At 67.1% G+C, this 22,365-nt stretch carries 36 protein-coding genes; 9 read left to right on the top strand and 27 right to left on the bottom strand.

Annotated features, from left to right (window positions below):
• Position 1 precedes the first annotated feature (1 nt).
• The 24 genes from ACP15H_RS07685 to ACP15H_RS07570 all read right to left on the bottom strand — a co-directional run bounded on the left by ACP15H_RS07685 (position 2) and on the right by ACP15H_RS07570 (position 17,111).
• Positions 2–556, bottom strand: a complete 555-nt coding sequence (locus ACP15H_RS07685) for a hypothetical protein (protein WP_425065615.1) — start codon at positions 554–556, stop codon at positions 2–4.
• A 78-nt stretch (positions 557–634) separates the two neighbouring features.
• Positions 635–1,561, bottom strand: coding sequence for a Mu-like prophage major head subunit gpT family protein (locus ACP15H_RS07680; protein ID WP_425065614.1), 927 nt, complete (start codon positions 1,559–1,561; stop codon positions 635–637).
• A gap of 108 nt (positions 1,562–1,669) precedes the next feature.
• The gene (locus ACP15H_RS07675) at positions 1,670–2,446 is read right to left on the bottom strand and encodes a hypothetical protein (protein WP_425065613.1); all 777 of its coding nucleotides are present in this window, start codon (positions 2,444–2,446) and stop codon (positions 1,670–1,672) included.
• A 75-nt stretch (positions 2,447–2,521) separates the two neighbouring features.
• Entirely contained in the window at positions 2,522–3,076 is a 555-nt protein-coding gene (locus ACP15H_RS07670; RefSeq protein ID WP_425065612.1) for a hypothetical protein, read from the bottom strand.
• Positions 3,077–3,121: 45 nt separating this feature from the next.
• The gene (locus ACP15H_RS07665; RefSeq protein WP_425065611.1) at positions 3,122–4,045 is read right to left on the bottom strand and encodes a S49 family peptidase; all 924 of its coding nucleotides are present in this window, start codon (positions 4,043–4,045) and stop codon (positions 3,122–3,124) included.
• A gap of 87 nt (positions 4,046–4,132) precedes the next feature.
• Positions 4,133–5,740 carry a phage portal protein gene (locus tag ACP15H_RS07660; protein WP_425065610.1) on the bottom strand — a complete coding sequence of 536 codons (1,608 nt, stop codon included), beginning with the start codon at positions 5,738–5,740 and terminating at the stop codon, positions 4,133–4,135.
• Positions 5,741–5,742: 2 nt separating this feature from the next.
• Positions 5,743–5,982 carry a DUF6148 family protein gene (locus ACP15H_RS07655; RefSeq protein ID WP_425065609.1) on the bottom strand — a complete coding sequence of 80 codons (240 nt, stop codon included), beginning with the start codon at positions 5,980–5,982 and terminating at the stop codon, positions 5,743–5,745.
• The gene (locus ACP15H_RS07650; protein WP_425065608.1) at positions 5,982–7,916 is read right to left on the bottom strand and encodes a phage terminase large subunit family protein; all 1,935 of its coding nucleotides are present in this window, start codon (positions 7,914–7,916) and stop codon (positions 5,982–5,984) included. The genes ACP15H_RS07655 and ACP15H_RS07650 overlap by 1 nt, the downstream gene beginning before the upstream one ends.
• On the bottom strand, positions 7,888–8,493 hold the full coding sequence (locus ACP15H_RS07645) for a hypothetical protein (protein ID WP_425065607.1): 606 nt from the start codon (positions 8,491–8,493) through the stop codon (positions 7,888–7,890). The genes ACP15H_RS07650 and ACP15H_RS07645 overlap by 29 nt, the downstream gene beginning before the upstream one ends.
• Before the next feature lie 181 nt (positions 8,494–8,674).
• Entirely contained in the window at positions 8,675–9,430 is a 756-nt protein-coding gene (locus ACP15H_RS07640) for a hypothetical protein (RefSeq protein ID WP_425065606.1), read from the bottom strand.
• A 12-nt stretch (positions 9,431–9,442) separates the two neighbouring features.
• On the bottom strand, positions 9,443–9,868 hold the full coding sequence (locus tag ACP15H_RS07635) for a hypothetical protein (protein WP_425065605.1): 426 nt from the start codon (positions 9,866–9,868) through the stop codon (positions 9,443–9,445).
• A gap of 115 nt (positions 9,869–9,983) precedes the next feature.
• Complete coding sequence (locus ACP15H_RS07630; RefSeq protein ID WP_425065604.1) at positions 9,984–10,586, bottom strand: hypothetical protein; 603 nt, start codon at positions 10,584–10,586, stop codon at positions 9,984–9,986.
• 53 nt (positions 10,587–10,639) lie between these two features.
• Positions 10,640–11,356, bottom strand: coding sequence for a hypothetical protein (locus ACP15H_RS07625; protein WP_425065603.1), 717 nt, complete (start codon positions 11,354–11,356; stop codon positions 10,640–10,642).
• A 3-nt stretch (positions 11,357–11,359) separates the two neighbouring features.
• Entirely contained in the window at positions 11,360–11,761 is a 402-nt protein-coding gene (locus ACP15H_RS07620) for a hypothetical protein (protein ID WP_425065602.1), read from the bottom strand.
• Positions 11,758–12,393, bottom strand: coding sequence for a hypothetical protein (locus ACP15H_RS07615; protein WP_425065601.1), 636 nt, complete (start codon positions 12,391–12,393; stop codon positions 11,758–11,760). Before ACP15H_RS07615 ends, ACP15H_RS07620 begins: the two co-directional genes overlap by 4 nt.
• Positions 12,394–12,431: 38 nt before the next feature.
• Entirely contained in the window at positions 12,432–13,370 is a 939-nt protein-coding gene (locus tag ACP15H_RS07610) for a DNA-methyltransferase (RefSeq protein ID WP_425065600.1), read from the bottom strand.
• On the bottom strand, positions 13,370–14,017 hold the full coding sequence (locus ACP15H_RS07605; protein ID WP_425065599.1) for an HNH endonuclease: 648 nt from the start codon (positions 14,015–14,017) through the stop codon (positions 13,370–13,372). The genes ACP15H_RS07610 and ACP15H_RS07605 overlap by 1 nt, the downstream gene beginning before the upstream one ends.
• A complete protein-coding gene (locus tag ACP15H_RS07600) occupies positions 14,014–14,205 on the bottom strand; it encodes a hypothetical protein (protein WP_425065598.1) in 192 nt (63 codons plus the stop codon). The genes ACP15H_RS07605 and ACP15H_RS07600 overlap by 4 nt, the downstream gene beginning before the upstream one ends.
• Positions 14,202–14,504, bottom strand: a complete 303-nt coding sequence (locus ACP15H_RS07595) for an HNH endonuclease (RefSeq protein ID WP_425065597.1) — start codon at positions 14,502–14,504, stop codon at positions 14,202–14,204. Before ACP15H_RS07595 ends, ACP15H_RS07600 begins: the two co-directional genes overlap by 4 nt.
• Positions 14,501–14,752 carry a hypothetical protein gene (locus ACP15H_RS07590; protein WP_425065596.1) on the bottom strand — a complete coding sequence of 84 codons (252 nt, stop codon included), beginning with the start codon at positions 14,750–14,752 and terminating at the stop codon, positions 14,501–14,503. Before ACP15H_RS07590 ends, ACP15H_RS07595 begins: the two co-directional genes overlap by 4 nt.
• Positions 14,749–15,117 carry a hypothetical protein gene (locus tag ACP15H_RS07585; RefSeq protein ID WP_425065595.1) on the bottom strand — a complete coding sequence of 123 codons (369 nt, stop codon included), beginning with the start codon at positions 15,115–15,117 and terminating at the stop codon, positions 14,749–14,751. The genes ACP15H_RS07590 and ACP15H_RS07585 overlap by 4 nt, the downstream gene beginning before the upstream one ends.
• The gene (locus tag ACP15H_RS07580) at positions 15,114–15,479 is read right to left on the bottom strand and encodes a hypothetical protein (protein ID WP_425065594.1); all 366 of its coding nucleotides are present in this window, start codon (positions 15,477–15,479) and stop codon (positions 15,114–15,116) included. Before ACP15H_RS07580 ends, ACP15H_RS07585 begins: the two co-directional genes overlap by 4 nt.
• A complete protein-coding gene (locus tag ACP15H_RS07575; RefSeq protein ID WP_425065593.1) occupies positions 15,479–16,093 on the bottom strand; it encodes a phosphohydrolase in 615 nt (204 codons plus the stop codon). The genes ACP15H_RS07580 and ACP15H_RS07575 overlap by 1 nt, the downstream gene beginning before the upstream one ends.
• A gap of 532 nt (positions 16,094–16,625) precedes the next feature.
• On the bottom strand, positions 16,626–17,111 hold the full coding sequence (locus ACP15H_RS07570; protein WP_425065592.1) for a phage regulatory CII family protein: 486 nt from the start codon (positions 17,109–17,111) through the stop codon (positions 16,626–16,628).
• 63 nt (positions 17,112–17,174) lie between these two features.
• On the opposite strand from ACP15H_RS07570, the gene ACP15H_RS07565 reads away from it, so the two are divergent.
• Together ACP15H_RS07565 and ACP15H_RS07560 are read left to right on the top strand one after the other, a co-directional pair.
• Complete coding sequence (locus ACP15H_RS07565; RefSeq protein ID WP_425065591.1) at positions 17,175–17,366, top strand: hypothetical protein; 192 nt, start codon at positions 17,175–17,177, stop codon at positions 17,364–17,366.
• A gap of 2 nt (positions 17,367–17,368) precedes the next feature.
• The gene (locus ACP15H_RS07560; RefSeq protein WP_425065590.1) at positions 17,369–17,650 is read left to right on the top strand and encodes a hypothetical protein; all 282 of its coding nucleotides are present in this window, start codon (positions 17,369–17,371) and stop codon (positions 17,648–17,650) included.
• Between the two features lie 81 nt (positions 17,651–17,731).
• Here the strand turns inward: ACP15H_RS07560 and ACP15H_RS07555 are convergent, their stop codons facing one another.
• Entirely contained in the window at positions 17,732–17,986 is a 255-nt protein-coding gene (locus ACP15H_RS07555; RefSeq protein WP_425065589.1) for a hypothetical protein, read from the bottom strand.
• A gap of 93 nt (positions 17,987–18,079) precedes the next feature.
• Here ACP15H_RS07555 and ACP15H_RS07550 point away from each other — a divergent pair, with 93 nt between their 5' ends.
• A complete protein-coding gene (locus ACP15H_RS07550; protein WP_425065588.1) occupies positions 18,080–18,649 on the top strand; it encodes a hypothetical protein in 570 nt (189 codons plus the stop codon).
• 207 nt (positions 18,650–18,856) lie between these two features.
• Here the strand turns inward: ACP15H_RS07550 and ACP15H_RS07545 are convergent, their stop codons facing one another.
• Together ACP15H_RS07545 and ACP15H_RS07540 are read right to left on the bottom strand one after the other, a co-directional pair.
• Complete coding sequence (locus ACP15H_RS07545; RefSeq protein WP_425065587.1) at positions 18,857–19,144, bottom strand: hypothetical protein; 288 nt, start codon at positions 19,142–19,144, stop codon at positions 18,857–18,859.
• A gap of 1 nt (position 19,145) precedes the next feature.
• Positions 19,146–19,619, bottom strand: a complete 474-nt coding sequence (locus tag ACP15H_RS07540; RefSeq protein ID WP_425065586.1) for a thermonuclease family protein — start codon at positions 19,617–19,619, stop codon at positions 19,146–19,148.
• Between the two features lie 505 nt (positions 19,620–20,124).
• On the opposite strand from ACP15H_RS07540, the gene ACP15H_RS07535 reads away from it, so the two are divergent.
• The 6 genes from ACP15H_RS07535 (at position 20,125) to ACP15H_RS07510 (ending at position 22,101) form a co-directional block, all read left to right on the top strand.
• The gene (locus ACP15H_RS07535) at positions 20,125–20,424 is read left to right on the top strand and encodes a hypothetical protein (protein ID WP_425065585.1); all 300 of its coding nucleotides are present in this window, start codon (positions 20,125–20,127) and stop codon (positions 20,422–20,424) included.
• Between the two features lie 394 nt (positions 20,425–20,818).
• A complete protein-coding gene (locus ACP15H_RS07530) occupies positions 20,819–21,127 on the top strand; it encodes a hypothetical protein (RefSeq protein WP_425065584.1) in 309 nt (102 codons plus the stop codon).
• The gene (locus tag ACP15H_RS07525; protein WP_425065583.1) at positions 21,124–21,315 is read left to right on the top strand and encodes a hypothetical protein; all 192 of its coding nucleotides are present in this window, start codon (positions 21,124–21,126) and stop codon (positions 21,313–21,315) included. The genes ACP15H_RS07530 and ACP15H_RS07525 overlap by 4 nt, the downstream gene beginning before the upstream one ends.
• Complete coding sequence (locus ACP15H_RS07520) at positions 21,312–21,575, top strand: hypothetical protein (RefSeq protein WP_425065582.1); 264 nt, start codon at positions 21,312–21,314, stop codon at positions 21,573–21,575. Before ACP15H_RS07525 ends, ACP15H_RS07520 begins: the two co-directional genes overlap by 4 nt.
• Complete coding sequence (locus tag ACP15H_RS07515) at positions 21,572–21,847, top strand: hypothetical protein (protein ID WP_425065581.1); 276 nt, start codon at positions 21,572–21,574, stop codon at positions 21,845–21,847. The genes ACP15H_RS07520 and ACP15H_RS07515 overlap by 4 nt, the downstream gene beginning before the upstream one ends.
• Positions 21,844–22,101 carry a hypothetical protein gene (locus tag ACP15H_RS07510; RefSeq protein WP_425065580.1) on the top strand — a complete coding sequence of 86 codons (258 nt, stop codon included), beginning with the start codon at positions 21,844–21,846 and terminating at the stop codon, positions 22,099–22,101. Before ACP15H_RS07515 ends, ACP15H_RS07510 begins: the two co-directional genes overlap by 4 nt.
• Positions 22,102–22,365 lie beyond the last annotated feature (264 nt).

Raw genomic sequence — 22,365 nt, 5'->3', positions numbered from 1 at the left:
GTCAACCGGCCTTGCGGCGCGCCTCGACGTAGGCTTCCAGCGTGGCGAACTCCGCCTTGAGATCCGCGCTGTTCTCGTAGAGCGATGCCCACTCAGACTCGCGCTCGGCGCGCGCCTCGGCGATCCCCGCAGCCTTGCCTTCTTCGAAGCCGCGCTTGTAGCCGGCCTCGTCGCCGCGCCGCTCAGCCTTGCGCAGATCTTCGCGGGATACCCCGGCCTTTGCTTCCGGCACAGGCTTGATGCGGGCACGCGCCGCATCCTTTGCGGCCTGCTGCGCGGCATCGGCCTTCCGGGCTGCCTCGATCGCGGCGCGAACCTCTTCCGGCGTTGCCTCGGCAATCTGATCGAGCTGCGCCTTGCCGATATCGGCGGTGCCCTCGAGGCCGACGATCTCGCCCGCCCGGAAGTCGAGCACGGCGGTAGCGATATAGACACCGGTCGAGCCCTCAACGGGCTTGAGCTTGTGGGCGCGCGCCTCGGCCTGGCTGCGCCCCAGCCCGATCTGCACACCGGCCCCCACCTGCACTACGCCGGAAACGATTTTGTAAGCCTTCATGAAGGTCCTCCTGGTTGGAAAAGGGCGCGCGCTGGTCGCGCCCTTGACGAACCAGCCGGCGAACCGGCTGGACCATGATCAGGTGAAGGTCGTGAGCACTGCCTTGTTCCAGAAGCCGAAGGCGAAGGCGCCCATCCACTCGACGCCATGGCGGTGCTTCTTCTCGTTGAACTCCAGTTCGGAGCCCTCCGCGATCGAGGCGACCTGCAGCTCCTGCTCGACCTGCTTGATGAACGGCTTCATCGGGCCGTCGGTGCGGACCGTGTAGAACTTGTTGGCCGCGGTCAGGCGCGCGTTCACCACGGGAACGATGCTGAATTCCGACAGCGCCGGAATGATGTTGGTCGCGCCGGCATCGAGGGTCGGCAGGCGGATCGCGGAGATGGCCGTGGCCATCAGGGTCGGCGGGACCATGATCTCGAACGCGTTCGCGTCCTCGTTGGCCGGCTCGCCCTGGTCGTCCTTGTACGACATGATTGTCGTGATCGACTGCATCACGGCGTCACGGAACTCGGCGATGGTCGGCGTGGTGCCGGTGGCCGCCGCGTAGGTGAGGTCGTTCGACTGCGCGCCGGAGTCGCCTTCGGCATGGTCGGTGTCGAAGAAGTACTGGCCGTCGTAGCACGCCGTCGATTCACCGTCGATCAGCAGCTGGGTCAACTGCTTGGACGGGAACGACTGAACGCGCTGCGCCAGCTGGGCGATCTTGAGACGGATGGCGTCGCCCGAAGATCCGCGGCGAAGCTCGTTGAGATGGACCTCGAGGGTGGCCTCGTAATCCTTGTTGTCGACGCGCCAGCTGTACTCGCGCAGCTGCTTGGCCTGGCGCCCGCCGATCCACTCGCGCATCACCGGCACGTTTCCCAGCCAGGCATAGAGTTCCGACGCCTGGTTGCTCTGGATCGTCATGGCGTAGCGGTCCGCCCAGGCGGCGGGGCCCATGGTCAGGGCCGTATAGAGGGCCGCGTTCACCGCGCGCCCGGTCTGGAGAAGGTTGGTCGACATGGAAAGAGGCTCCATCAAAGGGATGCGGCGCCGTCAGGCGCTGCTGGTCGCCTTGCCCAAGGGCGGTTGGGCGTGAAGAGAGCGGCCCGGAGGCCGCCCTCAGTTCGGTCAGGCCTGGCGGGCCCAGGTGCCGCGCAGTTCCTGCACGGCGTAGCCGTCGGCATCGTTGCCGCCGAGAATGACGAAGTCGCCGCGGCGCTGGGTGGCCTTGGTGAGAATCAGGGACTTGTTGTCGGCGCCGGTGATGTCCGGTCCGAGAATCATGTCCGAAGCGTTCGGCGCGATCGTCACCGCCGTGGTCCCGAAGGCGCCGATCGCCATGATCGCGATGCCGTCGAGACCGGTCGCGATCGCCGGCAGGGTGAGCGCGTCGCCGTCGCCATCGGCATCGACCACGAACAGCTTACCGGTGTCCTCGGCATCGAAGGTCTTGGTGCCGCTCAGCAGCTCGCGCACCGAGTAGCGCGCCCAGGGATCGCGCAGGCGCGTGATGTCGAAGGAGACGACACCGACGCCGGCCGACACGAAGCGCGTCAGGTAGCCGATGAAACTGCCGGCCACCGGATTGAACGAGAAGGCATTGTCATCCTGGGCGTAGACCGCCTGCTCCACGTCGGTGATCACGGCGTCGGTCACGGGCAGTTCGACCATGCCGCGCATCAGGGTACGGACGCGCTTGGCCGCGGCGGCGCCGGCGGAATTGTCGACCGTCGCCTCGGCAAAGCCGACGAACTTGTCGCCGCCCACCAGCGGGCGGGCGTGGCCGGTGCCGGCGACCAGGCCGACCGCAGCGCCGGCATAGATGATGTCGGAAGCGATCACCGGGTATTCGCCGACATCGCCGAGTTCCTGCGGACGAATGGCCGCCGTAGAGAGAGTGGTCATTGAAAAAACTCCATCGAAGGGCTAGCGGGCGCCCGATCGGCGCGCGCGTTGAAGGAAATGGCGGGAGCGGACGCGCTACTTGCGCCCGCCCTGGAAGATGCGGACGCGGCCGTCGGCGACGCCCTGCATCCAGTTGGCGTAGGCCTCGGCCGACGCATGCTCGGCCTGCAAAGTCTTGCTGCCTGCCCATTCGGCCTTCCAGCCTTCGGCAGTCTGCGGCACCGCCGCCTGGCCACCGTCGGGCTGCGTCGTGCCGGCCGCCGGCACCTTGCCGGTCGCCGTCTCGACGGCCGCGATCGAGGCGCCGGCCGCCGTCAGCTTGGCGCGCTCGGCCGCATTGACCTTGAGCGCGGCATCGCCCGGCGTGCAGGTCGGATCGGCCTTGCAGTCGGTGATGAGCTTGTCGTGGCCGGGCAGTGCAGCCGCTTCGATACCGGCGAGCCGGGCGCGTTCGGCCGTCGCGCCTTCGGCGCGGGCCGCGGTGAGGGCGGCGGCGCTGCCGGCCTGCGCTTCGGCAAGCCCGGCCTGACGGCCCTCCTCTCGCGCCGCAGCGACGGCCGCGGTGTGCTGGGCCGTGGTGATCGTGGCGGCAGCCTCGTCGACGGCCGCCATTCCGCTCGTGTCGGACATGGTCTTCTCTCCTGGTTGCGGCCCCAAATGCGCTGGGCGGCCGGTTTACGAAAAGTTACTCACGAAACGCTGGAACGCTGCGTCGACTTCGGCGATGCCGTCGACCAGACCGGCACGGCGCGCTTCAGATCCGCGATAGGTCTTCGCCTCGGTTTCCTTGGCCGCCTGGCGCGTGAGGCGCGGGCCGCGGCCCGCGGCGACCGCGTCGAGGAACCGGCCATAGGATGCGTCCACGCCCGCCTGGATCTCGGCGCGGACATCGGGATCGAGCGGCGCCACCGGCGAGCCGTCGACCTTGTGAGCACCGGCGTGGATCAGGGTGACGGCGACGCCCTCCTGTTCGAGCTTCTTGCTCATGTCGAGATGCATGGCGACGACGCCGATCGAGCCGGCACCGCCGCCGGGCGGCATGACGATGCGCCTCGCCTGGCTGGCCAGCAGGTAGCCCGCCGAGAAGGCGAAGTCGGTGAGGATCGCCAGAGTCGGCTTCTCGGCGCTGAGCTGGCGGATCGCGTCGGCCGTCTCGAAGGCGCCGGCCACCTCGCCGCCATAGGAATCGACCTCAAGGACGACCGCCTTCACGGACTTGTCGGCGCGCGCCACCGCGACCTGGGCGCGGATTCCCTCATAGGAGGTCTCACCGGAAGACTGGCCGAGCCACTTTCCCTTCTGCACCAGCGTGCCTTCGATCGGAATGATGCCGACGCTCTTCTGGCGCTGCAGTATCTTGGCGCCGCGCGACTCGGCGTTGAGAACGGCGGCGGCGAAGGGTTCGCCCACCGTGCCGGCGCGCTCCGAAGGACGACCGCCGGCGAAGCCCTTGTGATCGACCGGGGCGACGCCCGGCAGCACCAGCCCACCCCCGACGATGCGGCCGCCCAACCCGGCCATGAAGGCGGCGAGTTTGGCCGAATCGACGGCCAGCGGCTCGTTGAACAGGCGCGCCGCGATGTGGGGCATGAGAATCATGGCAGCGCCTTCACAGGCGCCGGCGAGCGGCGGGTGCTGCAACCAGCACCGGGAGCTCGCACAGCGCAGAATGGATGGAGGTGTTCATCAGGCCGCGTCGTCCTCTTGCTGGCGCGTGTCGGACGTCTGGTCCTCGGTCGGCGCGGCCGGTTGTGCCGGCTGGCTGGGCGCTACAGCGGCCGGATCCGGCGCCAGTCCGCCCTCTCTCATGCGCTCCTGCTCCTTGGCCAGCTGGTCGAGCTTCTTCTCGATGTCGCCGCCGGTGCGCTCGATGCACACCTGCTCGCGCGTCTTCACGCCCAGCCTGATGTCGATTTCGTCGGCACCGGCTTCCTGCTGCGGATTGAGCGACCAGCGCCGCGGTCCGATCCATTCGGCCGCAAGGTAGGCCTCCCGGATCATCGGATTCGAGAACCAGCCCGGCCGGGCGAGACGACCGGCCGCAACGGCTTCGTCCATCGCCCAGCCATAGACCTCCTGGTTGAAGCGCCAGGCGAACCACGAGCGCTGCTGGTTGAAGTAGGCCCAGGCCATTTCCAACGCCGCGCGGCTGGCGCTGTAGCTGGCTTCAAAGTGTTTCAGCAGCAGCTCGAGCGGCAACTGCAGGGCAACGCCGACCTGCTGATGGAAGGCCTTGATGAACGGGTCGAAGTTGGCGTTGGGCCGAGACGGGTTGACGGGCGTCGCCTTCTCGCCCGGCGACAGGGAGATGACGGCGCCGTTGCCGAGCTTGACCTCGTTGTCGTTCAGGTTCGAATCACCGGTTTCGCCGACGACGGGGTTGCCCTCCTCGTCGTTCGGCGTCTCGATCGCCAGGGTGAACATGGCCGAGACGACCGCCGCCGTGACCTCGGCGTCGCTATAGTCGCTGATCTGCTTGAAGTGCTCGATCACGGGCGCGAGGTACGGGATGCCGCGCGAGAGCTCGGGACGGGTGCGCTCGAACAGGTGCAGGACGGTGCGCAGGCCTTCGTCGCTGCGCGCCGGGATGCGCTCCCACTTCATGTCGGAGATGCGCAGGCTGCCGGGGTGGCGGCTGCTGATGTGGTAGGCGACCGGCACGCCGTCCGTATTCGTCTCGACGCCACCGCTGATCTTGTCGTCGTCGGCCGCGCGCTCCGGGTTGCTCAGCCGATCGGCCTCGATGACCTGCAGCTTGGTTCCGTAGAGATCGCCGGGGTCCTTGCGGAAGCGGCGCACGATGACGACGTCGCCGCTTTCCTTGATCGAGCGGAAAGCCAGCACCTGGATCTCGTCGAAGCACTGCACGCCCGTGAAATCACAGCGGCGACAGAAGGCCTCCCATTCGCGCTCCTGTTCGCGCTCCATCTCGTCGGCCTGTTCAGGCGACAGGCCCAGGGCATCGCCATCGATCGATGCCTGCAGGCGCAGGCCGTCGCCGATGACGCCGTTCGTGGTCGTGGCGATCGCCCCCGCCGCGACCGGCGCATTGCGGGCGAGGTCCCGCGTCCGGTTGCGCAGGTCCGGCAGGTCGAGCAGCGTATCCGCATCGGCCGAGCCGCCTTGCGGTCGCCAGTTGCGCGTCGGCCGACGATCCTTGCGGCCGCCTTTCCAACTGCCGTCCATTGCCGCCAGGCGCGTCCGTGCCTGCCAGCGATCGAGGCCGGCCTTGGGCGAGACCCAGCCGACTACACGGTCGAGCAGGTTACGCGGCGGCGGGATCGGCGGGGCCATGCTTACTCCGGCACGATGTAGCGGGTGCGACGACGACCGCCGACGGCGGCGGGCGTAAGCGACTTCACCTGCCCGTCCCAGAAGCTAATCTGCTGGCGGATCTCGGCCGCATCGGCACGCTTCAGGCGGCGACGGCCGGATCCGGTGTCGATCTCGTACTCCTGGCCAGTCGTGACGGCTGTAGAGGCCGCCATCCAGGCGTCGAGCTGAGCCTGCGCCTGGGCGAGGGTGATTCCGGCCATCAGATTCCTCGCGAGAGCACGCGGCGACCGCGGGCTCGTGGTTGCGGTGATGGCGGCGCCGCCTGTCGAGGCGCGCCGCCGAGAAGGTCTTCCAGATCGCCTTGGGCGGACTCGGGCGGCGGGGTCTCGCGCTCGCGCTCGAGCCGGTTCCACGTTTCGTCCGGCAGGCTGCGCACGCCGAACTTGGTGGCGGCTGTCTCGGCCTGGTTCATCGTGTCGAGGGCTTCGTTGGGCTGACCCGGATCCTTGATCCAGCGCCACAGGGTGAAGCCATGTTTCTTGTGCGGCTGCCGGCGCTCGGCCGTCAGCTCCTGGAAGAAGTCGTCCTCGAGGCCGCTCGGCAGGCTGACGAAGCCCTTGGCCAGCGGATCGTCCTTCGCCAGGTCGCGATAGAGCGCCATTTTCAAGACGCTGGCCGCGAAGTTGAAGAACCGGCCGGCCCACTTCAGCAGCTTGCCGGTGCGCTCGTTGCGTTCGCGCTTCACCCGGGCGATGCGCGGCGCGTGATCCTCGCCGCGACCGCGCACCATGATGAGCCGGTGCTTGGGGTGCTTGCGCGCCCAGTCCCAGACATCCTCGGTCCATGCGTTGCCGTCGATCGCCGTCATGTCCAGGGCCAAGCGGTTACCCGCCTCGTTCGGCCAGGTCTGGCGCAGCAGCTCGTTCAGCCGGTCCCGGCAGCGATCCTCGCTGATGTGGCCCGGGATCGTGAGATAGTCGACGACGGCGCGGCGGAAGTCTCTGCCCCACGCGACGATCTGCACCTTCACGAAGTCGGCCTGGCAGTCAATGCCGGCGGTGACGATCAGGTGCCCGGCCGGGATGGTCCCGCGCACATAGTGGCTCTGGTTGGCGCGGTCGCGCAGCTTCTCCCAGGGCGGGGCCTCGCCCCGCGTCTCCCACGCCTTGCCGACGACATCGTTGAAGAAGACCTGCTCGGCGGCCGAGTCGCCCTTGGCCTTGAACCAGGCCCGCGCGATGCGGCCCCAGCTGTAGAGCGGGCTGTAGGCCGCCCAGATCCAGAAGCTGCGATGGTAGCTGGCGGCCTTCGGGTTGTGCGCGATCCAGCGCAGGCCTTTCAGCATCTGCGGCCGGTGGTGCTCCTCGATGACGCCGCCGCAGGAGACGCAGGTGAAGTGCGCCGCGTCGGGCTCGTCCTCGTCGAGACCGGCCAGCATGTTCTCCCACTCCAGCACCTGCTCGTGCTGGCAGTGAGGACAGGGCACATAGGCGTGCTCCTGGCTGCCGTCGGTAAAGTTCTTGGTGATGCGGCAGCCCGGCATGACCAGCGGCGTGCTGGTCTTCAGGATCTTCGCGAACTCGACCGAGCCGGACCGGCTGTCGGCCTGCGTTTCGGGATCGCCGGCCGGGTTCATCTCCCACTTGGCGAGGTCGTCCTGCGCCTGGCGAGGCATCGTGACTTGGCTGAGCGAGGCCGGCGAGTTGGCGCCGCTGATCAGAATGGAGCCCAGCCCGTCGGCGTGCTCCTTCATGAACACCGAGTCGCTGCCGTCGCGCGTGCGCTCCGGGAAGATTTCGTTGAGCACCGCGGTGCCGCGCAGCAGGAGGCGCAGCTTCAGCTTCGACCAGCGCCGTGCGTTCTCCTCGGTGGGATGAACCACCAGGAAGTCGCACGGGTCCATGACCATCGTCCCGCCGAGGAAGATGTTCATCATCACCGTCTTGCCGATCTGGGCGCTGCACTTCAGCGTCACGTAGCGGCAGGGATCGTCCGGCGAGAGCGCGCGCAGCACGTCGTCGAAGTACGGGAAGGTTCGGCGGTTGTAGGGGCCCGGGAACTGCGATTCGCGGGCGCTGAAGACGATGTGCTCCTCGGCGAACTTCAGATAGTCGATCGGCGGCGGCGGTTCCCAGGCGCGCGCGGCGGCCAGGGCGACGACCCGTTCAGCATTCGCGATCTGGATCGAGGTCAAAGCCCACTCTCTCCGGCATCGGCTCGGCGCGCTCGCGGGCCTCGACGGCGCCGGCGGCACGAACCGTGCGCCAGCGGGCCTTCAGCTCGTGCAGAACGTCGCGGGCCGGCACCTTGAACTTGGCGGCGATCGCGTTGGCGAACTCGGGCAGCGTGCCCTCGAAGCGGTTGAGGGCGCGCGCCACCTCCTGGCCGGCGTGGCGGCGGGCGTCGTCGACCTCGACCAGGCGACCGAGCCGGGCCGCCTCGTCGGTTTCCTTCTCGCGGTTCTGGCGCTTCAGCAGCTCGAGCCGCTGCTCGGCGATCTGGTCGGTGACCGTGTTGGCGAGCGGCAGCCCAGGCGCGCGCGGCGCTTCGGCCTCGAGGTTGGTCGCCAGCCCGTTGCCGCTATGCGCCTGGTCGACATCGCGCGAGGCCTTCACCTGCGCCTTGCCGAGATCCACGTCGATCTGGGCCGATCGACCGGAGCCGACGATGGCCGCGCCGCTCAGTTTGCCTTCGCTGATCCACTGCGACACGCGACCCGGCGAGACGTTGCAGAGTTCGGCGAACCGCCCCTTGCTGACAATCTCACCCATTTTAGTCCCGTCTTTAGCCTCTGAATTTAGCCTCTAAAAACCCACTGCGACTGCCGACCCGGCTTGGGTCAAATTACTCGTGCGGGCGGGATCGCCAGAGGGACCCGCGATGGCTGGGATGCGAGGCGGTTGCAGTTGCGATTGGGCGCGAACGCGGGTGCGAGGGGGTCGCAGGTGCAGGTCAGCGGCGCTTGAGGGGGCCGTTGAGACGACGTTCGAGGGCTCGACCGTACTTCTCCGCGAAGTTAGCAGCCATGAAGCGTTCGGCCACGCCATAGAAGTCGAAGACCGGTCGATACATCGGTTGCTTCACGATCGCGAAGACCAGCAGGCGCTGGCGCCCGCCCTTGTTGAGATAGATGCCCGGAGGCGCCTTGGACGCCACGTTGCCGAAGAAGGTGCCGCTGCCCTTGCGGTCCATGTAGTAGGTCTCGCTGCGGCGTACACCCCGGTTGCGCGCACCTGGATACTTCCGCGCCTCGTCGATCGCACCCAGGTCGCTCAGGATCTTGGTGAGCTGGCCGGGATTGAGGTCGCCTCGCCCGTTGCGTTCGGCGAAGCGGCCCGGCACGAGAAACTCATTGGTCGCCAGCTTGCCGATGCGCACCAGCCGATACTCGAACGGCGTCTGCGGTCGTGGCCCGCCCCTCACCTGCGGCACGAGGTATTGCCCGGCCGAGGTGCGCGCGTTGCTGTCCTTCCAGCCCACGCCCGCCACGGGATTGGTCATCGTCGCCTTCTCGACCCGCATCGAGTTCAAGGTCCACGGTGCGGGATCGTCGAAGACCGTCCGCATCTCGGCCTTCTCGGCCTCGACGATGTCGTAGGCCGTCCAGTTCAGCGCATCGACCATGGCGGGTCGGACGAGCGCCGCCGGCATGTTGCTGATCCAGGCCAACACCTCGTCGGCGTTCGACTTCCACGACGCGCCGAACATGACGAGCCCCTATCAGGCGAGAACGGCACCCGCGTTGTAGACCCAGGCGAGCTGCACCTTGTTCGAGCCGATGCCCAGCCCGACCACCGTGACCTTGTCGCCCGACCCGTTGTCGGCATTCGGCACCAGGTCGCCGGGCGTGTCGCCGAGACAGTAGACGACGCCCGCCGTGCCGGTGCCAAGGTTCACGATGGCACCCGGCCGAGCAATGCTGACGCGCGCATTGGCAGCGTCGGCCGTGCCGAGCGCCATGCCGATGCCTTCCGAGCCAGCCTCTTCGGCCGTGCCGTCGTCCTGCGCCTTGTACCACTTGGAGTCGGAGGCCTTGAGATAGACCATGTCGCCGGCATCGAAGGCCTCGCCCGCGATCTGATCGGCGGACACGGGCCCGACGCCTGCCCACGACACATTGGCCTTGGTGATGCTCAAAGCGGTCATGGGTCGCCTCGCGGATTTTGGTCAAAAAGAAGGGCCGCTGCAGCTTTCACGCTGTGCGGCCCGATTGGACCTGAAACATGCCTGATTTCAGGGCGCGAGTGGATAGCGGTTTCAACTATTCCTGTGGATAGAGATACTGCAGCGCGCGCCGCACATCCTCGCCGTCGGGTCGAAGACCGAGCAGCGTCCACTTCAAGGCCAGCGCCGAAAGCATCTCCTGCTTACGTTTTGCCGCTGTCTGATGGTGCACGCCCAGTTTGCGGCCGAGCCACCGATCCTTTTTTCGACGCGCGATAGCCCATGCCACGGGACGCTCGTCAGCGCCGAGAACGTCCACGATCTGGTTGGCGGCATCGAGGTCGGCGTCGTCGAGGGCGCGGTCCTTCACCGACTCGCGCTCCTCCTTGGTCTTGGCCGCATCGCCCCAACCTCGCAGGGGCGTGGGCATGCACGACCGCTCGATGCCCGGCCGCACACGGGGCTGCCGATTGTAGGCCTCGTTCATCCGCTCGAGCCGCGCCCTGACGGTCAGCGGACACCACGCGCCGCCCACCTCCGGCTTGTCGAGAAAGGCTTCGCCATGCCGCTCGATGGTGACGAACCGCGCCGTCGCGCGCTTGCGATAGCTGGCTCGCTTCAGCCCGACCTGGTCAATCTCCACCACCTCGTCGAGACCCGTCCGCACCTCGACTTCGCGCTGCTGCACCTGCAAAACCATGGCCCTCTCCCCGTTCACACCGCCGTTGCTGCCCGCACTCGTCCTGGCTGGCCTCATGCCAGCGGCCGCCCCGGGTCACCCCTCGCGCGCGGGGGAGCCATCAAGGCTGCTGCAAACTCATGATCGAAAGGACTTGGAGAAGAAGAGACTATGAAGGGGCGCACCCATTTTCGTTTGATATGAATGGGTTGGATCGCCACATCGGCCGAACATCGCTCGATGTTCGGGCAAACATCGGCCGAACTTCCGTCGATGTTCGGGCAAACATCGCCCAATGTTGCCGCTTGTCCCGCTTCATCCACAGGTTGATCCACAGACTTACTCACAACCCGCATGAGCGGAAGCCGCCCCTGCCCGCCGGCCGACGCCCCGCCGACAGTGCCGCCCTGCTGGCCGCCGCCACCGCCCGACTCCGAGCCGTTATCGTCGTCCTCGAGGTCCCACGGCCCGGCCTCGCGCCCGACCTCGCGCATCGTGCGCCGCATGTAGAAGCGCCCCTCGTCGGTGACGCGCAGGCGCGCCTTGCCCACCAGCTCGTCGCGCGCCTTGCGCCAGGTGCGGACGTTCTTCATGCCCAGCAGGTCGCGGAAATACTCGTCGACGTCGTCGACCTGCTCTTCACGCGGCGGCAGCGGCACGCCGTGCAGATGGTGGTGCATCCAGAACTTCATGAAGGCCGCTGCGGCACCGTCGCTCAACCCCTGCAGGTCGATCAGCAGGTCACGACACTTCACGTTGGCGTTGAAGTTCTTACCGGAACGCTTGTTCATGACTCACCGATCTCGTTCGAACAGCCGCAGCCGCGTGCACAGCGCCACCCAGCCTTCGTAGTAGCGCTCGTCGCGCAGCATCGCGTGGTGGGCGACCATGTCGGAGCCGCGGGCGCCGTAGCGCGGGAAGCGCGCGAACAGCCAGCCCAGCACCGCATCGACGCCCTCGGGATGCCGCGGAAAGACCTCGCGCGCGGCCTTCACGACCTCGTGGGCCTGCGGCAACGCCTCCTTGCCCAGCGACCAGCCGGAGGGGCTGCGAGACGCCCTCAGCACCGCCGACACCCGCACGGGCTGGCTTGGCACGCGCACCCGGATCCGGCGCGGCTCGCGAGAAGGCGGCAGCGCCTGCCGCATCGCCGAGCGCAGCGCGTCCTTGGCCGGCAGGAAGACGTGCCGCCTCACGACCGCACCGCCTTCTCGGGCGTGAACCACTCGATCGACGGCCGGTCGTGCACCGCGCGATGGCGCACCCAGACGAACCACGCCCAGGCGATCATCCCGTTGTGGCCTTTGTCCGCGGCCTTCACCCCGTCGATCACGGGCAGCATGTTGACCCGGCCGGCGCTTACCATCACCGAGGTGAGCTGTGTCTCCTGGAACAGCGCCGACACGCGCTTGCCCTCGAGGAGCTGCAGCCGCCCCAGCAGCGCCACGAAGCCTACGTCCATGCCCAGCGCATGCTCGGCGAACTCGCGCCACAGGCGGAAAGGCGGGTTGGTCACGATGGCGTCGCAGTCGGCCGGCGGCCGCATCTCCATAAGAAAGTCGCGCCGGCTCTCGCCATAGCCGCGATCGACCAGGTCTGTCCCGACCGAGGCGAGCCCGTGCCGCTGCAGCGCCTTGCAGATGGCGCCGTCGCCGCAGGCCGGTTCCCACACCCCGCCGTCGAGCCACTTGCCATGTCGCGCGATCAGCGGGTCGATCAGTGCATCGGGCGTCGGATAGAAGTCATCCTTCTCGCGATCGAAGCCACGCGCCGCTCCGAGGCCGCGCGAACCTTTGGGCGGGCGTGAGGTCACCTGGCCGGCGGTCAAGTACCCGCCCCCCCCAACTGGCTTAGGCGCGGCGATCGTCATGCAGCCACCGTCGCGAACAGAGGAGCATCGCCGCGGATCCGCTTCCGCGCGATCTCGGCATAGTCCGGGTTCAACTCGATCAGCACGGCGTCACGCCCCAGGCGATCGGCAACGAGGCCAGTGGTGCCGGCGCCACCGAACGGGTCGAGGATCACCCCCCCCTTCGGACTACCGGCCAGAATGCAGGGCTCGATGAGCGCCGGGGGAAAGGTCGCGAAGTGCGCTTCCTTGAAAGGCTGCGTCGCCACGGTCCACACCGAGCGCTTGTTGCGCGTTTCCCTCGCGCCGATCTTGTGCGTCGAGCCGCCCAAGTTCGAATTCTCGCCAGAGCGCTGGCCGGGGATGTCGTAGGGTTTGGTATTTCCAGGCCCATCGGGACAGGCAGCCTTCTCTGCGATCGCATCGACATCGAAGTAGTAGCGCCCGCTCTTGCTCAGCAGGAACAGATACTCGTGCGCCTTGGTGCAGCGATCCGTCACCGACTCCGGCATCGGGTTCGGCTTCGACCAGATGATGTCCTGCCGCAGATACCAACCATCAGCCTGTAGCGCGAAGGCGACGCGCCACGGAACGCCCATCAGGTCCTTGGGCTTCATGCCGGTCGACAGTTTGCGTCGGCCGATTCCGCTGTCGCCGTGGAGCGCCGAGGCATGCTTGCCACCCGTCGAGCCACCCCACTTGCCATCATTGGCATAGCTGTCACCGAGATTGAGCCAAAGCGTCCCGTCTGACCGGAGCACGCGCCGCACCTCGCGGAACACCTCGACCATCACCTCGACGAACGCTGCCGGCGACGGCTCCAGTCCGATCTGCCCCGGCATGCCGTAATCCCGCAGCCCGAAGTACGGCGGCGACGTCACCACGGTGTGCACGCTCTCGTCCTCCAGCGTCTTCAGCTGCTCGCGCACGTCGCCCAGGAGGATGGTGATCGTCATCAGTCCGCCGCCCGTCCCGCCCTGCGGGCCGCGTGCTTGACCTTGGCGAGCGCGATGAGCGCCGGCTTCACCTCGGGGTGCGCTGAATCGTAGGCCAGGCCATAGCGACCATTCAGATAGGGCAAGGTTGCGCGCGGGATCGGTTCCCAGTTCGTCGGATCCGTGTTCAGGCGGTTACCATCGAGGCACTTGAGGCACAGGCCCTCCGGCACGGGGCCGTTGGCCTTCTCCCAGAGCCAGAGATGTTTCAGCACGTAACGGCGTTCGAACCCGGTGTGAGGATTGCGCTGTTCGACGCTGATCTCGACATAACCGTCCTTCGACACGCGCTCATGTCCGGCGTGCTTCGTGTTGTGCGGACGGTTACCCTTGCGGAACTGTGTCTTGCGAGCATTGGGATGCCGGCCGCCGCGACCGGGCGCACACTTCACGCCCTTGTTGTGCGCCACGCTGCCCTTCTCGAATCGCCCGGTGCGGCCGGTCTTCCAGCCCTTGCGCTTGCGCAGGGCGTGGAGATGAACGGCGCTCACGTCCCGCCGCCCGAAGCGCTCGCGGAAGCCTCGGAAGCAGTCCTGGATGGACAAGGTGCGGTGCCGCTCCAGCCAATCCATCTCGGCAGCCGAATAGATGATCGCGCGCCCCCTCACTTGCCGCCTCCCTCGGCGCCCTTCGAATAGTCGAGCACCGGCCCGGTGCCCGCGCCCTGTCCCTGAAAGAACTGCGACAGCATTGGCCGCATCTTGTCGCCATGGTTGGCAACCAGCACGATATGGTGCTCCAGGCCGTCGGCGTTGCCGCCGCCGATCTCGACGATCCCGACCAAGACATCGGTCATCGGGCGCCACCGACGGACATGCCGACGCGCACGCCGCGATAGAAGGCAAAAGCGTCCCCGGCCATGCGGGTGCTGTTGCAGCGCGCACAGGCCATGACGGTGTTCGTGAGTTCGCGACTGCCACCGGCCGAGCGAGCCTTGACCTCTTCGCGCGTGGCACAGGTCGGGCCGTCGATGCCCAACTCGGTTTCGGTGCCGCAGTAGCAGCATCGCCAGTTCTGGGCCTCGCACACCCGCACGAACTGCCGCCGGCGACGGTCGTAGCGCTTGCGGTTCTGGCGAGACTTGGCCTCGCTCACGGCAGCACCGTCATCGGTTCTGCACCGTGCGAGCTACCGTGGCTTCGCTGCGCTGCAGCCACTGTCGCTCGCGGGTGTTCCGCTGACGGAACACCGACGCATTGCAGCCGGACGCCGCGCTGCAGGATCCGCACGGTCCGAACGGCGATGTCGCACTCCGTGGCGCTGTCGTAGCGGCGGAGCTCGACCGGCGGCGCCGGCGCGGGCTCCACCACGAACAGCGTGAGGGCGTAGACGACGGGGTTCATGCATCCCTCTTCGGCGGCATGCCGGTCGTGGCGTAGGACCTCAGCAACAGCCAGGAGGCGCAGCTCACGCGGACCGGGCCGCTTCGATCGCGAGCCGAACGGTCGACGGCGGCCACAAGCTGGGCGACATGCGCATGGCGCAGCTGGAATTGCTCGCTCAACCCATCCGTTGCTGCCCAAGCGGCCCGCGCCACGGTGCAAAAGCGAGCACCCTCCGGCGCGGAATGCCCGGTATCGTCGGCGGGCACGATCCGCCCGCGCTGCTCGAGCACGAGCCCGCGCCGTTCCGCCCCCCGCTCGATCGTAGACAGCATCCGGCCCATGTCGGTGGCCGCCAGTCGCTCCGTCGCCCATGCCGGCGTCATCGCGGCTTCTCCACGCCAGCAACGATCAGCCAGACCAGGCGCTGCTGATCGGCCAGGGGCAAGAGGGCGGGAATGCCCAACACCCGGCGCAGGTCCACGAACCGGTCTGACGCAAGCGCCTCGTAAAGTTCCGCCGTGTAGCCGAATTGCTCGTTCACCGCGTTGCGCCGCACGTTGGCGCGGGCCGCTATTTCTGCGGAGGAAGGCCGCAGGGTGCCGGCGGCGACCAGAGCAAAGGCCGCATCGAGCAGCTTCTGCTGCATGCGGGCACCCTTGACCGACTTGGCGTTGCCGTAGCGCGACCGCGAAAACGAACGCGGTTCGGAAAACGTCTCACGTGAAACATTGGCAGCCGCGTGCATCAGGCCACCTTCAGTGAGGGGAACAGGTGCCGGAACACGACGAGCCATTCGGACTCGGCGTAGCCCGGCATCCAGCCGTGGATATCGACGCCCTTCAGCGCCTGGTCCGGGAGTACCCAGCCCGCCCGCTCCAGTACGTCCGGATAGAACAGCGCCCGGGCCTCGTTGACGATGATGCGCGAATCGGCCGTGTGGACGGCTTCCGGGATGTCGCCCAGCGCGGCCGCCTGCAGGATCAGGCGCTCAAGCACGCCTTCGGCGGCCTTGAACTGCGGCAACTGCGGCTTCAACGGTCGAATGATGTCGCCGATATAGGCTTCCGACCCGTCATGCAGCAGGGCAAAGCGCGCGAGGTCCTCCCGCCCCTGTTCCATGAACCACACGGCCAGATGGACGCAATGCTCGGCCACCGAATAGAAGCAGCGCGTGTGCCCTCCATACCGGCAGATCAAGCTGAGCCCGTGCGCAATATCGGCAAACGACACGTCCTCTAGCCGCGGATCAAGCGGCCAGAAGCGACGGCCAGTGAAGGTGATCATCCAGTCACCGCGCCGATCCCCGGTCTCGGCGCGCGTGCCCGGCGCCAACATCAGCGTCGTATTGCGTTTACTCATGCGAGCCCCCGCTCGTTGTGGATTTCGTGTCTTCCCGGTAACCGTGCGGGCTACCGGGCCTTCGCTGCGCTGCAGGCCCTGCCGCCCGCCGGCGCCGAGAAGGCTCGGCGCTGCGGCGGATCCGGCAGCCAAGGTCCATGAATCGGAGAGGCGATCACGGCCCCGGCCGGCACATCCCTTGCGGGACGGCGAGCACGCCGCAGGCTTGCGCCCGCGGTATCCCGGCCAGAACCATGTCGCTGCATAGCGGGGCTCACACCGGCAGGCGGGGCTTCGAAATGCCGGACGGCCTGCCGACCGTGCCCGACTACCCATGTCTCGTGCGGCTCGCGCCCCTGGTGAGTTTCGGCGCGGGCCTTCCACCCGCTGGGGCCGCGGGCACGAATGCCGGCGGTACCTCTGCGCAGTGTCCGCCGCTGCACGTCGGCCGGCGTTTGCCTCGGCTTCGCCCCTCCCGGGATCACAGCCGCCCAAGGGCTCCCCCGGTACTCACGTTGCGTCATCGGCTCCCGCCGCTCGGGAATCGGATCGTTCATCGCGCCCGTCCCTTCGCCTGCGCCGCGCGGATCACGCGGCGCAGGCGGGCGACCTGGCGCTGGACCTTGTGGGTGAGCTGGTCGAGGCGGCCGAGCTCGGCGCGATCGATGCGGCCGTCGACCATGGCGCGGTCGACGCCTTCCATGAGATCGGCCGCCGTGCTGGTGGCCCGCATGGCCTCGCGCAACGGGTCGGGCGCCTCCTCTTCCGGCGCGGGCGGTGCGGGCAGCAGGCGCGTGAACAGCTCGACGAAGATCGGCGCGTGCCCGGCCTCGATCAGCAGCCCCTCGATCGCCAGCGCCTGGTGCAGGGCGATGCGCTGCGGCGCCTCCGGGTTGCCCCACTTGCCGACCAGCGAGGCCGACACGGTGGCGCCCAGCAGCGGATTGGTCAGCGCCGCGGCAATCGTCTCGTCGCCGAGCAGCGCGGCCGCCTGCTTGACCGCATCCTCGATGGAGTCGGGTGTCCGGAGTTTGGTCATGTGCGCCCCTGCATCGGCGATGGGACAAGACGGCCCGCACCCTTCGCGGATAGCGTGCACCGCATGTTCAGTCTCGATGTGTGGTTGCGTTGCGTAGGCATTGCGGCCGATCCGAACGGCGAGGCGGTCTGGTTGTTCATCGCGCCAGCCTCGCCGTCTGTCCCCGCGATTCACGAGAAGCGAACGGTGCCGGGACTCGACGCCCCGACACCGGACGCCCTACCCATGGTGTTGCGAGACAACCATGGAGAGTAGAAATGGCGCCGGCGCCCCTCGACCCCGCCCACCAGGCCAGCTTTGGCCTCGCCGCCTGGGCGATCACCAAGCTCTTGCTGGGCACCCTGCGCACGAAGCGCGTGATCACCCACGAGGAAGGCGCGCTGATCATCGATCACGCCCTTTCCCTCCTGGAGGGGATCGACGAGATGGCGCAGGACGACGCTTTTCGGTACGCCCGGGTCCAGCTGGAGCAGTGGATGAAGGAGTGGCACGCGCCGCTCGAATCGTCTCAATCGCCCCCCGACACGCCAGATCGCTGACGGACTTCAGCTGCGCCGCGAGCTCGTCGCGGTTCGAGGACTCGACCTCGATCTCGAGGACCACGATCTTCACGCGCGCGCTCATGCCGCCCTCGCCTTGCCCGGCTTCGCGATCGTCTCCGGCACCGGGTCGCCGACACGCCAGGTCGAGGGGATCAAACTTTCGATCGCTCGGATCGTCGTGCTGCTTGGACTCCAGTCCTCAGCATCCATCCCGAGCAGAGCCGCGCGCGAGAGGCCTGCAAGGCGCGCGAGGCGCGAATAGGAAAGATCGGCCGCTTTTCGGTACGCCTGCAGCCGCTCAAGTACGGGGCCAAGGGAGGGTTGTGTCTCCATGGCCGCGACATTTGCATACTTTTCTAGCCACCTCAATAGAGTTGGCTACAAAATTAGGCGCGCATTATTTTAGGCGGACCGGCAGCATCCGGCATGCCATACAGCTATGAGCGCGCCCGGGCGGCTTTGAGCCGCCTGATGGACGCCTACAACATCTCTGGACGCAAGGCTGCCGATATGGCCCGAGCGTCACCCTCAACGGTCGCGCATTTTCTGTCGGGCAAGACACGATCGCTTGGCGCCGACAATTACTTCAACCTGGCAGAAGCCCTTCGAGAGCTGACCGGCGAAACCATCTTTGTTTCGGACCTGCTCGGTGAGCGCATTTTCATGACCGCCATGGGGCGCCGCATCGAGCTTGTCCGGCAGACCCTTTGCCCGGATCTGCCGGCTCGCATGCGCCTTTCAGAGGCGGACTGGAGCACCCTGATATCTCAGACCGGCACTCTCCCCGAAGATAAAGCACGGCAGATCATCGAGATCACCGGCATCCCGCGTCAGTTCATCGAAGCGGGCGATCCGACCGGCCTCGGCCGCGTGCAGCTCGAGTCACTGCTGGCGGCATCATGGACGCAGAATCCGTCCAATCCAGGAGCTCCCCCGCCAAAACCAGAACTCGGCGCGAATCCACCACGTCGGACGGCAACTCGGAAACGATCTTAGCCGCCCACATTCTCAGGCGCTGTTCTTTCGCGATGTCGCTATCAGCCCTCATGTTCACCCCCATGTTGGCTGGCTGTTTAAGCTCCCCATCTTCCGCCAGCTTATCAGCATTCTGACTGAAGAAAAGAAAACGTCAATTGAGGTTGAGGAGTCGCCAGCCATACGTCAGCCGGTTGCACACCCGACCGAGACGCCGACAGGAAGCCATCAGGGCTTAACCCATTCACCCGTGCCGGGATTGAATCGAACCACCGAAATCTTTCCGCCGCCGAGATTCACCATGCCGTAGCGCCGCCCATTGCTGCAATCGGCCAGCAGGTTTCCGTCCTTCCTCCGCACCGCACTCACCACGTCGCCGCAAGGAAAGCCACCAGCCGCAAGGGTGGCCTGCGCTGCCTTGAGCGCATCTGGATTATCGAATCCGTACTGCGCATGCGTGAGGCCGGGCACACACAGGAACGCGAGCGCAAACCCTGCAGTTGCTGTCTTTTTCATCTCACCCTCCGTTGCGACGGGTAGCGCGCCAATCCCAGGCCGTAATGCAGTCATGGCCATGCACGCCTGCTCGACCCACCCGAGCCGCCGCTTCTTCGGGCACGTAGTATCTTGAGTAGCGCGTGAACGCCCACGCAAATCCGTCTCGAACCATCAAGGCCCCGAGATCCTCGCCGCCGACCCGACAGATCGCGACCGTCCTGCCATAGCGATCGGTGTCGCGTCGCTGGCAGATGACGTTGCGGCCAGCGAGGAGTGAAGCCAGATGGGTTGCGGCCAGACGGCCGGCAGGCCACCCATCCGGGCAATCTTGCTTTAGCTCCGGCGCGTCGATCCCCCAAAGGCGATACGTTGTACCGTCTACGCGCAGCGTATCGCCGTCAGTCACCGATTGCGCGCCCAGTGGCGACGCCAACAAGCTCACAAGCATGGCGCCGATTCCAAGCGCCCCCACTGCCGCAAGTTGCACTCTCATGCACCTTTCCTATCACCCGTAGTGAACGTAACCAAATGTGACGGTGCATTTACGATTAATCTTGTAGTCATCCCTATTGACGACGACTATTTTTCTAGTCACTAATATGCCCGTCGCCCCGTGGTGGGGGGACGGCCGGACCGGAGGCTGAGGGGCCCCGCCCGGTTGGTTCAGACCCTGGCCGCGCCCCGGCGGAACCGATCACGGGCGCGGCCAGCAGGCCCCACGAAGTGGGGCTTGGGAGCGTCAGGGGGAGCGCAGCTCCCCCGAGAGCGTCGAAGAAAGGACGGCCAGACATGCCCCGCGACGATCGCGAAACTTTCCTCCCTTCCCCGGCGCCGAGCGTCGCCGCGCAATGCGCTGCGCTCGAGGCGCCCTCACCAGCCGTCGCCGAGGCCTACGCTCGCGGCTTCATCGCCCTATGCGAACGCCACGGCGTTCCGACCGTGGCCAGAGGTTCGAACCTGCTGGCTGTCTGCCGGGCACTTGTGTTGGCGAGGTCGTGATGCCCGACACAGCCGCACCCTCTCTCTCACCCGATACCCGACCGCCGCGCGAGCTGCGCCGCGTGGTGGCCGCCGATGCGCCGGAGCGTCGCCTGCCTCTGCACGCGACGATGGTCCCGGTCTTCCTGCGTTTCGATCCGACGCACGACCTGCCCCACATCGTCGAGACGGAAAAGGGCCACATCATCGCGCGCTTCGAGAAGGACGCCGATCTCGCCTGGTTCATCCGGCGCAAGAACGATGACCGGACGACCCTGCCGGAGGCCTACGTGTTCCAGCTCACGGGGGGCCAGCTGTGAGCGCGCAGCGGAGCGAGCGCTCAGGCGGGCGGCAGGGCCTTCAGAGGCCCGAGAGCCCGCACGGTTCGGTTGGCGCACTGACCGCAAAGGACGAAGGGGCTTGCCTGCGCTTTGATCCGTTCTCCGGCGATGACACGGATGCCCGAACACTGCGCGACCGGTTCGTCTCCACTCGCTTCACGCACACGTGCAGCTACTGCTTCGCCGAGGTGATTCCAGCGGGCACTCGGGTGCGCGCACTGACGGAAGTTAACCGGGAAGATGGAAAGGTGATGACGTTTCGCTTTTGCGTGCGGTGCTGCTTCGCAATGGCGACCCATCTGAACGATGACGGAAAGGCTCTCGAAGAGCGCGCGGCGCTGGCATCGAAGGCCCGACGCGGAAGGAGACGATCATGAAACGGTGCCGGTCGCTGGAACAGGTCGCCAACTACTACGCCGGGCTCTCTGGAGGCCTCTACGCCAGCTTGGAGTTTGCAGTCAAAAACCTTGAGGAGGCCCTCGCGGGCATCCCGAAATCGAACAAGATGCTGAGACGGCGCCTGATTCTGCGCATCTCATCCTACAAGGAATACCTAGAGCGGCACGCCATCGCCAGCAGCGACGACGACGCCCCAACACCACCTGAAACCGGAACCGCGCAGGCTCCCGCGCCTCAGAAGGCGCTGCCGCCTGCCCACGCCGAGCCAGGAGGCTCGTCGTGAGCGCCCGCTCCGGCGGCGAGCCCCTGTGGTGGGTGCGCCCGATCGTCGAGGACGTGATCCGCGAGGACCAGGGCACGCCGTTCGCTGGCACGCACGCCGCCATGGTCGAACACATCGCCCGGCTGCACCGCCGCACCGGCGTGCAATATGCCGCGACCGAGCTGAAGTCGCCGGAGGCACGGTCGTGAGCCCGCATCTGTCCGCCGCGATCACGCTGATCTGCACCGCTTTTGCCGTGGTGTTCGCCATCGGCGGGAATGGCGTCGGCGCGGCTTTGCTCGGCTTCGTCGCCGGCGGCTGGTTCGTCAAGTTCATCGACGATGCAGAGCGGGCGCACCCCGCGTGGACCTTCTGGGCTCTCTGTCGCTCGACCATTGCCCTCGGCCTGGTGCTCGCGGTCGTGATCTTCGTGCTGCTGATGGCGTTCACGAAGGCGGGCGGGCGATGACGCAGTATCTCCTGATGCCCCAGCGCCCCGGCCCGACCGCCCGCGAAGCGAGGGTTACGGTCCTCGCCCGCAAGCCCGGCCTGCGCGCGCTGGTGCAGTTCGAGAACGGCGACATCCGCTACGCGGAGACGTCGCGACTGCGCACCGTTCCGCCCGGCACGCGCCGCCTCACCGACGCCGAGCTGCGCGCGATCCCCTGGGACGAAACCCGCCACGGCCCCGACCCGATGAAGCAGGTCGGCCAACTGTTCGACAACGAGGTGCGCACATGAAACCCGCCCCGGAGTTCGCCCAGCCGAAGCCCAGCCTGCAACAGGACGCGCAACGCGCCTGGGCGATCAAGCGTCTGCACGACGAGCGCTCGATGGACCGCCTCGCCGCCGTGCAGACGTTCGACACGCTCTGCACGCTCAACCCCAATCCCCGCCTCCGCCGCCTCTGCGAGACGATCACCTACGGGATGTTCCCCGAGGTGGCGCGACCGCAGCCGGACGTCGAGCCGTTTGACGGCGTGGTCGCGAGATGACCGACGAGATCACACCCGCCTTGCGCCGCGCCGCGCAGAAATTCCGCGACACCGTCACCCGGGACGGCGGCTCGGTCAGCATCACCATGGGAGACAGGACTGTGCACATCGGACCAAACGCAGGAGCCACCGCCGAGGGCGAGCAGAGCGCTACGCCGCGCATTCCCACAGCCGATGGCGCGGTGGGCACCGACCACAACGAGAAGACCGACGGCGACGACACCAGCGCTCAACTCGACCTGAAGGAGCCTGAGGGCAAGAAGT

Source organism: Reyranella sp., from assembly GCF_965249915.1.
Classification (GTDB): Bacteria; Pseudomonadota; Alphaproteobacteria; order Reyranellales; family Reyranellaceae; genus Reyranella.
The sequence above is the reverse complement of the archived record's forward strand: the minus strand, read 5'-3'. Positions and strand labels throughout refer to the sequence as shown.

Coding starts and splice junctions, on each gene's coding strand:
- ACP15H_RS07685 (WP_425065615.1), bottom strand. CDS start 556: ATGAAGGCTTACAAAATCGTTTCCGGCGTAGTGCAGGTGGGGGCCGGT.
- ACP15H_RS07680 (WP_425065614.1), bottom strand. CDS start 1,561: ATGTCGACCAACCTTCTCCAGACCGGGCGCGCGGTGAACGCGGCCCTC.
- ACP15H_RS07675 (WP_425065613.1), bottom strand. CDS start 2,446: ATGACCACTCTCTCTACGGCGGCCATTCGTCCGCAGGAACTCGGCGAT.
- ACP15H_RS07670 (WP_425065612.1), bottom strand. CDS start 3,076: ATGTCCGACACGAGCGGAATGGCGGCCGTCGACGAGGCTGCCGCCACG.
- ACP15H_RS07665 (WP_425065611.1), bottom strand. CDS start 4,045: ATGATTCTCATGCCCCACATCGCGGCGCGCCTGTTCAACGAGCCGCTG.
- ACP15H_RS07660 (WP_425065610.1), bottom strand. CDS start 5,740: ATGGCCCCGCCGATCCCGCCGCCGCGTAACCTGCTCGACCGTGTAGTC.
- ACP15H_RS07655 (WP_425065609.1), bottom strand. CDS start 5,982: ATGGCCGGAATCACCCTCGCCCAGGCGCAGGCTCAGCTCGACGCCTGG.
- ACP15H_RS07645 (WP_425065607.1), bottom strand. CDS start 8,493: ATGGGTGAGATTGTCAGCAAGGGGCGGTTCGCCGAACTCTGCAACGTC.
- ACP15H_RS07640 (WP_425065606.1), bottom strand. CDS start 9,430: ATGTTCGGCGCGTCGTGGAAGTCGAACGCCGACGAGGTGTTGGCCTGG.
- ACP15H_RS07635 (WP_425065605.1), bottom strand. CDS start 9,868: ATGACCGCTTTGAGCATCACCAAGGCCAATGTGTCGTGGGCAGGCGTC.
- ACP15H_RS07630 (WP_425065604.1), bottom strand. CDS start 10,586: ATGGTTTTGCAGGTGCAGCAGCGCGAAGTCGAGGTGCGGACGGGTCTC.
- ACP15H_RS07625 (WP_425065603.1), bottom strand. CDS start 11,356: ATGAACAAGCGTTCCGGTAAGAACTTCAACGCCAACGTGAAGTGTCGT.
- ACP15H_RS07610 (WP_425065600.1), bottom strand. CDS start 13,370: ATGACGATCACCATCCTCCTGGGCGACGTGCGCGAGCAGCTGAAGACG.
- ACP15H_RS07600 (WP_425065598.1), bottom strand. CDS start 14,205: ATGACCGATGTCTTGGTCGGGATCGTCGAGATCGGCGGCGGCAACGCC.
- ACP15H_RS07590 (WP_425065596.1), bottom strand. CDS start 14,752: ATGAACCCCGTCGTCTACGCCCTCACGCTGTTCGTGGTGGAGCCCGCG.
- ACP15H_RS07585 (WP_425065595.1), bottom strand. CDS start 15,117: ATGACGCCGGCATGGGCGACGGAGCGACTGGCGGCCACCGACATGGGC.
- ACP15H_RS07580 (WP_425065594.1), bottom strand. CDS start 15,479: ATGCACGCGGCTGCCAATGTTTCACGTGAGACGTTTTCCGAACCGCGT.
- ACP15H_RS07575 (WP_425065593.1), bottom strand. CDS start 16,093: ATGAGTAAACGCAATACGACGCTGATGTTGGCGCCGGGCACGCGCGCC.
- ACP15H_RS07570 (WP_425065592.1), bottom strand. CDS start 17,111: ATGACCAAACTCCGGACACCCGACTCCATCGAGGATGCGGTCAAGCAG.
- ACP15H_RS07565 (WP_425065591.1), top strand. CDS start 17,175: ATGTTCAGTCTCGATGTGTGGTTGCGTTGCGTAGGCATTGCGGCCGAT.
- ACP15H_RS07560 (WP_425065590.1), top strand. CDS start 17,369: ATGGCGCCGGCGCCCCTCGACCCCGCCCACCAGGCCAGCTTTGGCCTC.
- ACP15H_RS07555 (WP_425065589.1), bottom strand. CDS start 17,986: ATGGAGACACAACCCTCCCTTGGCCCCGTACTTGAGCGGCTGCAGGCG.
- ACP15H_RS07550 (WP_425065588.1), top strand. CDS start 18,080: ATGCCATACAGCTATGAGCGCGCCCGGGCGGCTTTGAGCCGCCTGATG.
- ACP15H_RS07545 (WP_425065587.1), bottom strand. CDS start 19,144: ATGAAAAAGACAGCAACTGCAGGGTTTGCGCTCGCGTTCCTGTGTGTG.
- ACP15H_RS07540 (WP_425065586.1), bottom strand. CDS start 19,619: ATGAGAGTGCAACTTGCGGCAGTGGGGGCGCTTGGAATCGGCGCCATG.
- ACP15H_RS07535 (WP_425065585.1), top strand. CDS start 20,125: ATGCCCGACACAGCCGCACCCTCTCTCTCACCCGATACCCGACCGCCG.
- ACP15H_RS07530 (WP_425065584.1), top strand. CDS start 20,819: ATGAAACGGTGCCGGTCGCTGGAACAGGTCGCCAACTACTACGCCGGG.
- ACP15H_RS07515 (WP_425065581.1), top strand. CDS start 21,572: ATGACGCAGTATCTCCTGATGCCCCAGCGCCCCGGCCCGACCGCCCGC.
- ACP15H_RS07510 (WP_425065580.1), top strand. CDS start 21,844: ATGAAACCCGCCCCGGAGTTCGCCCAGCCGAAGCCCAGCCTGCAACAG.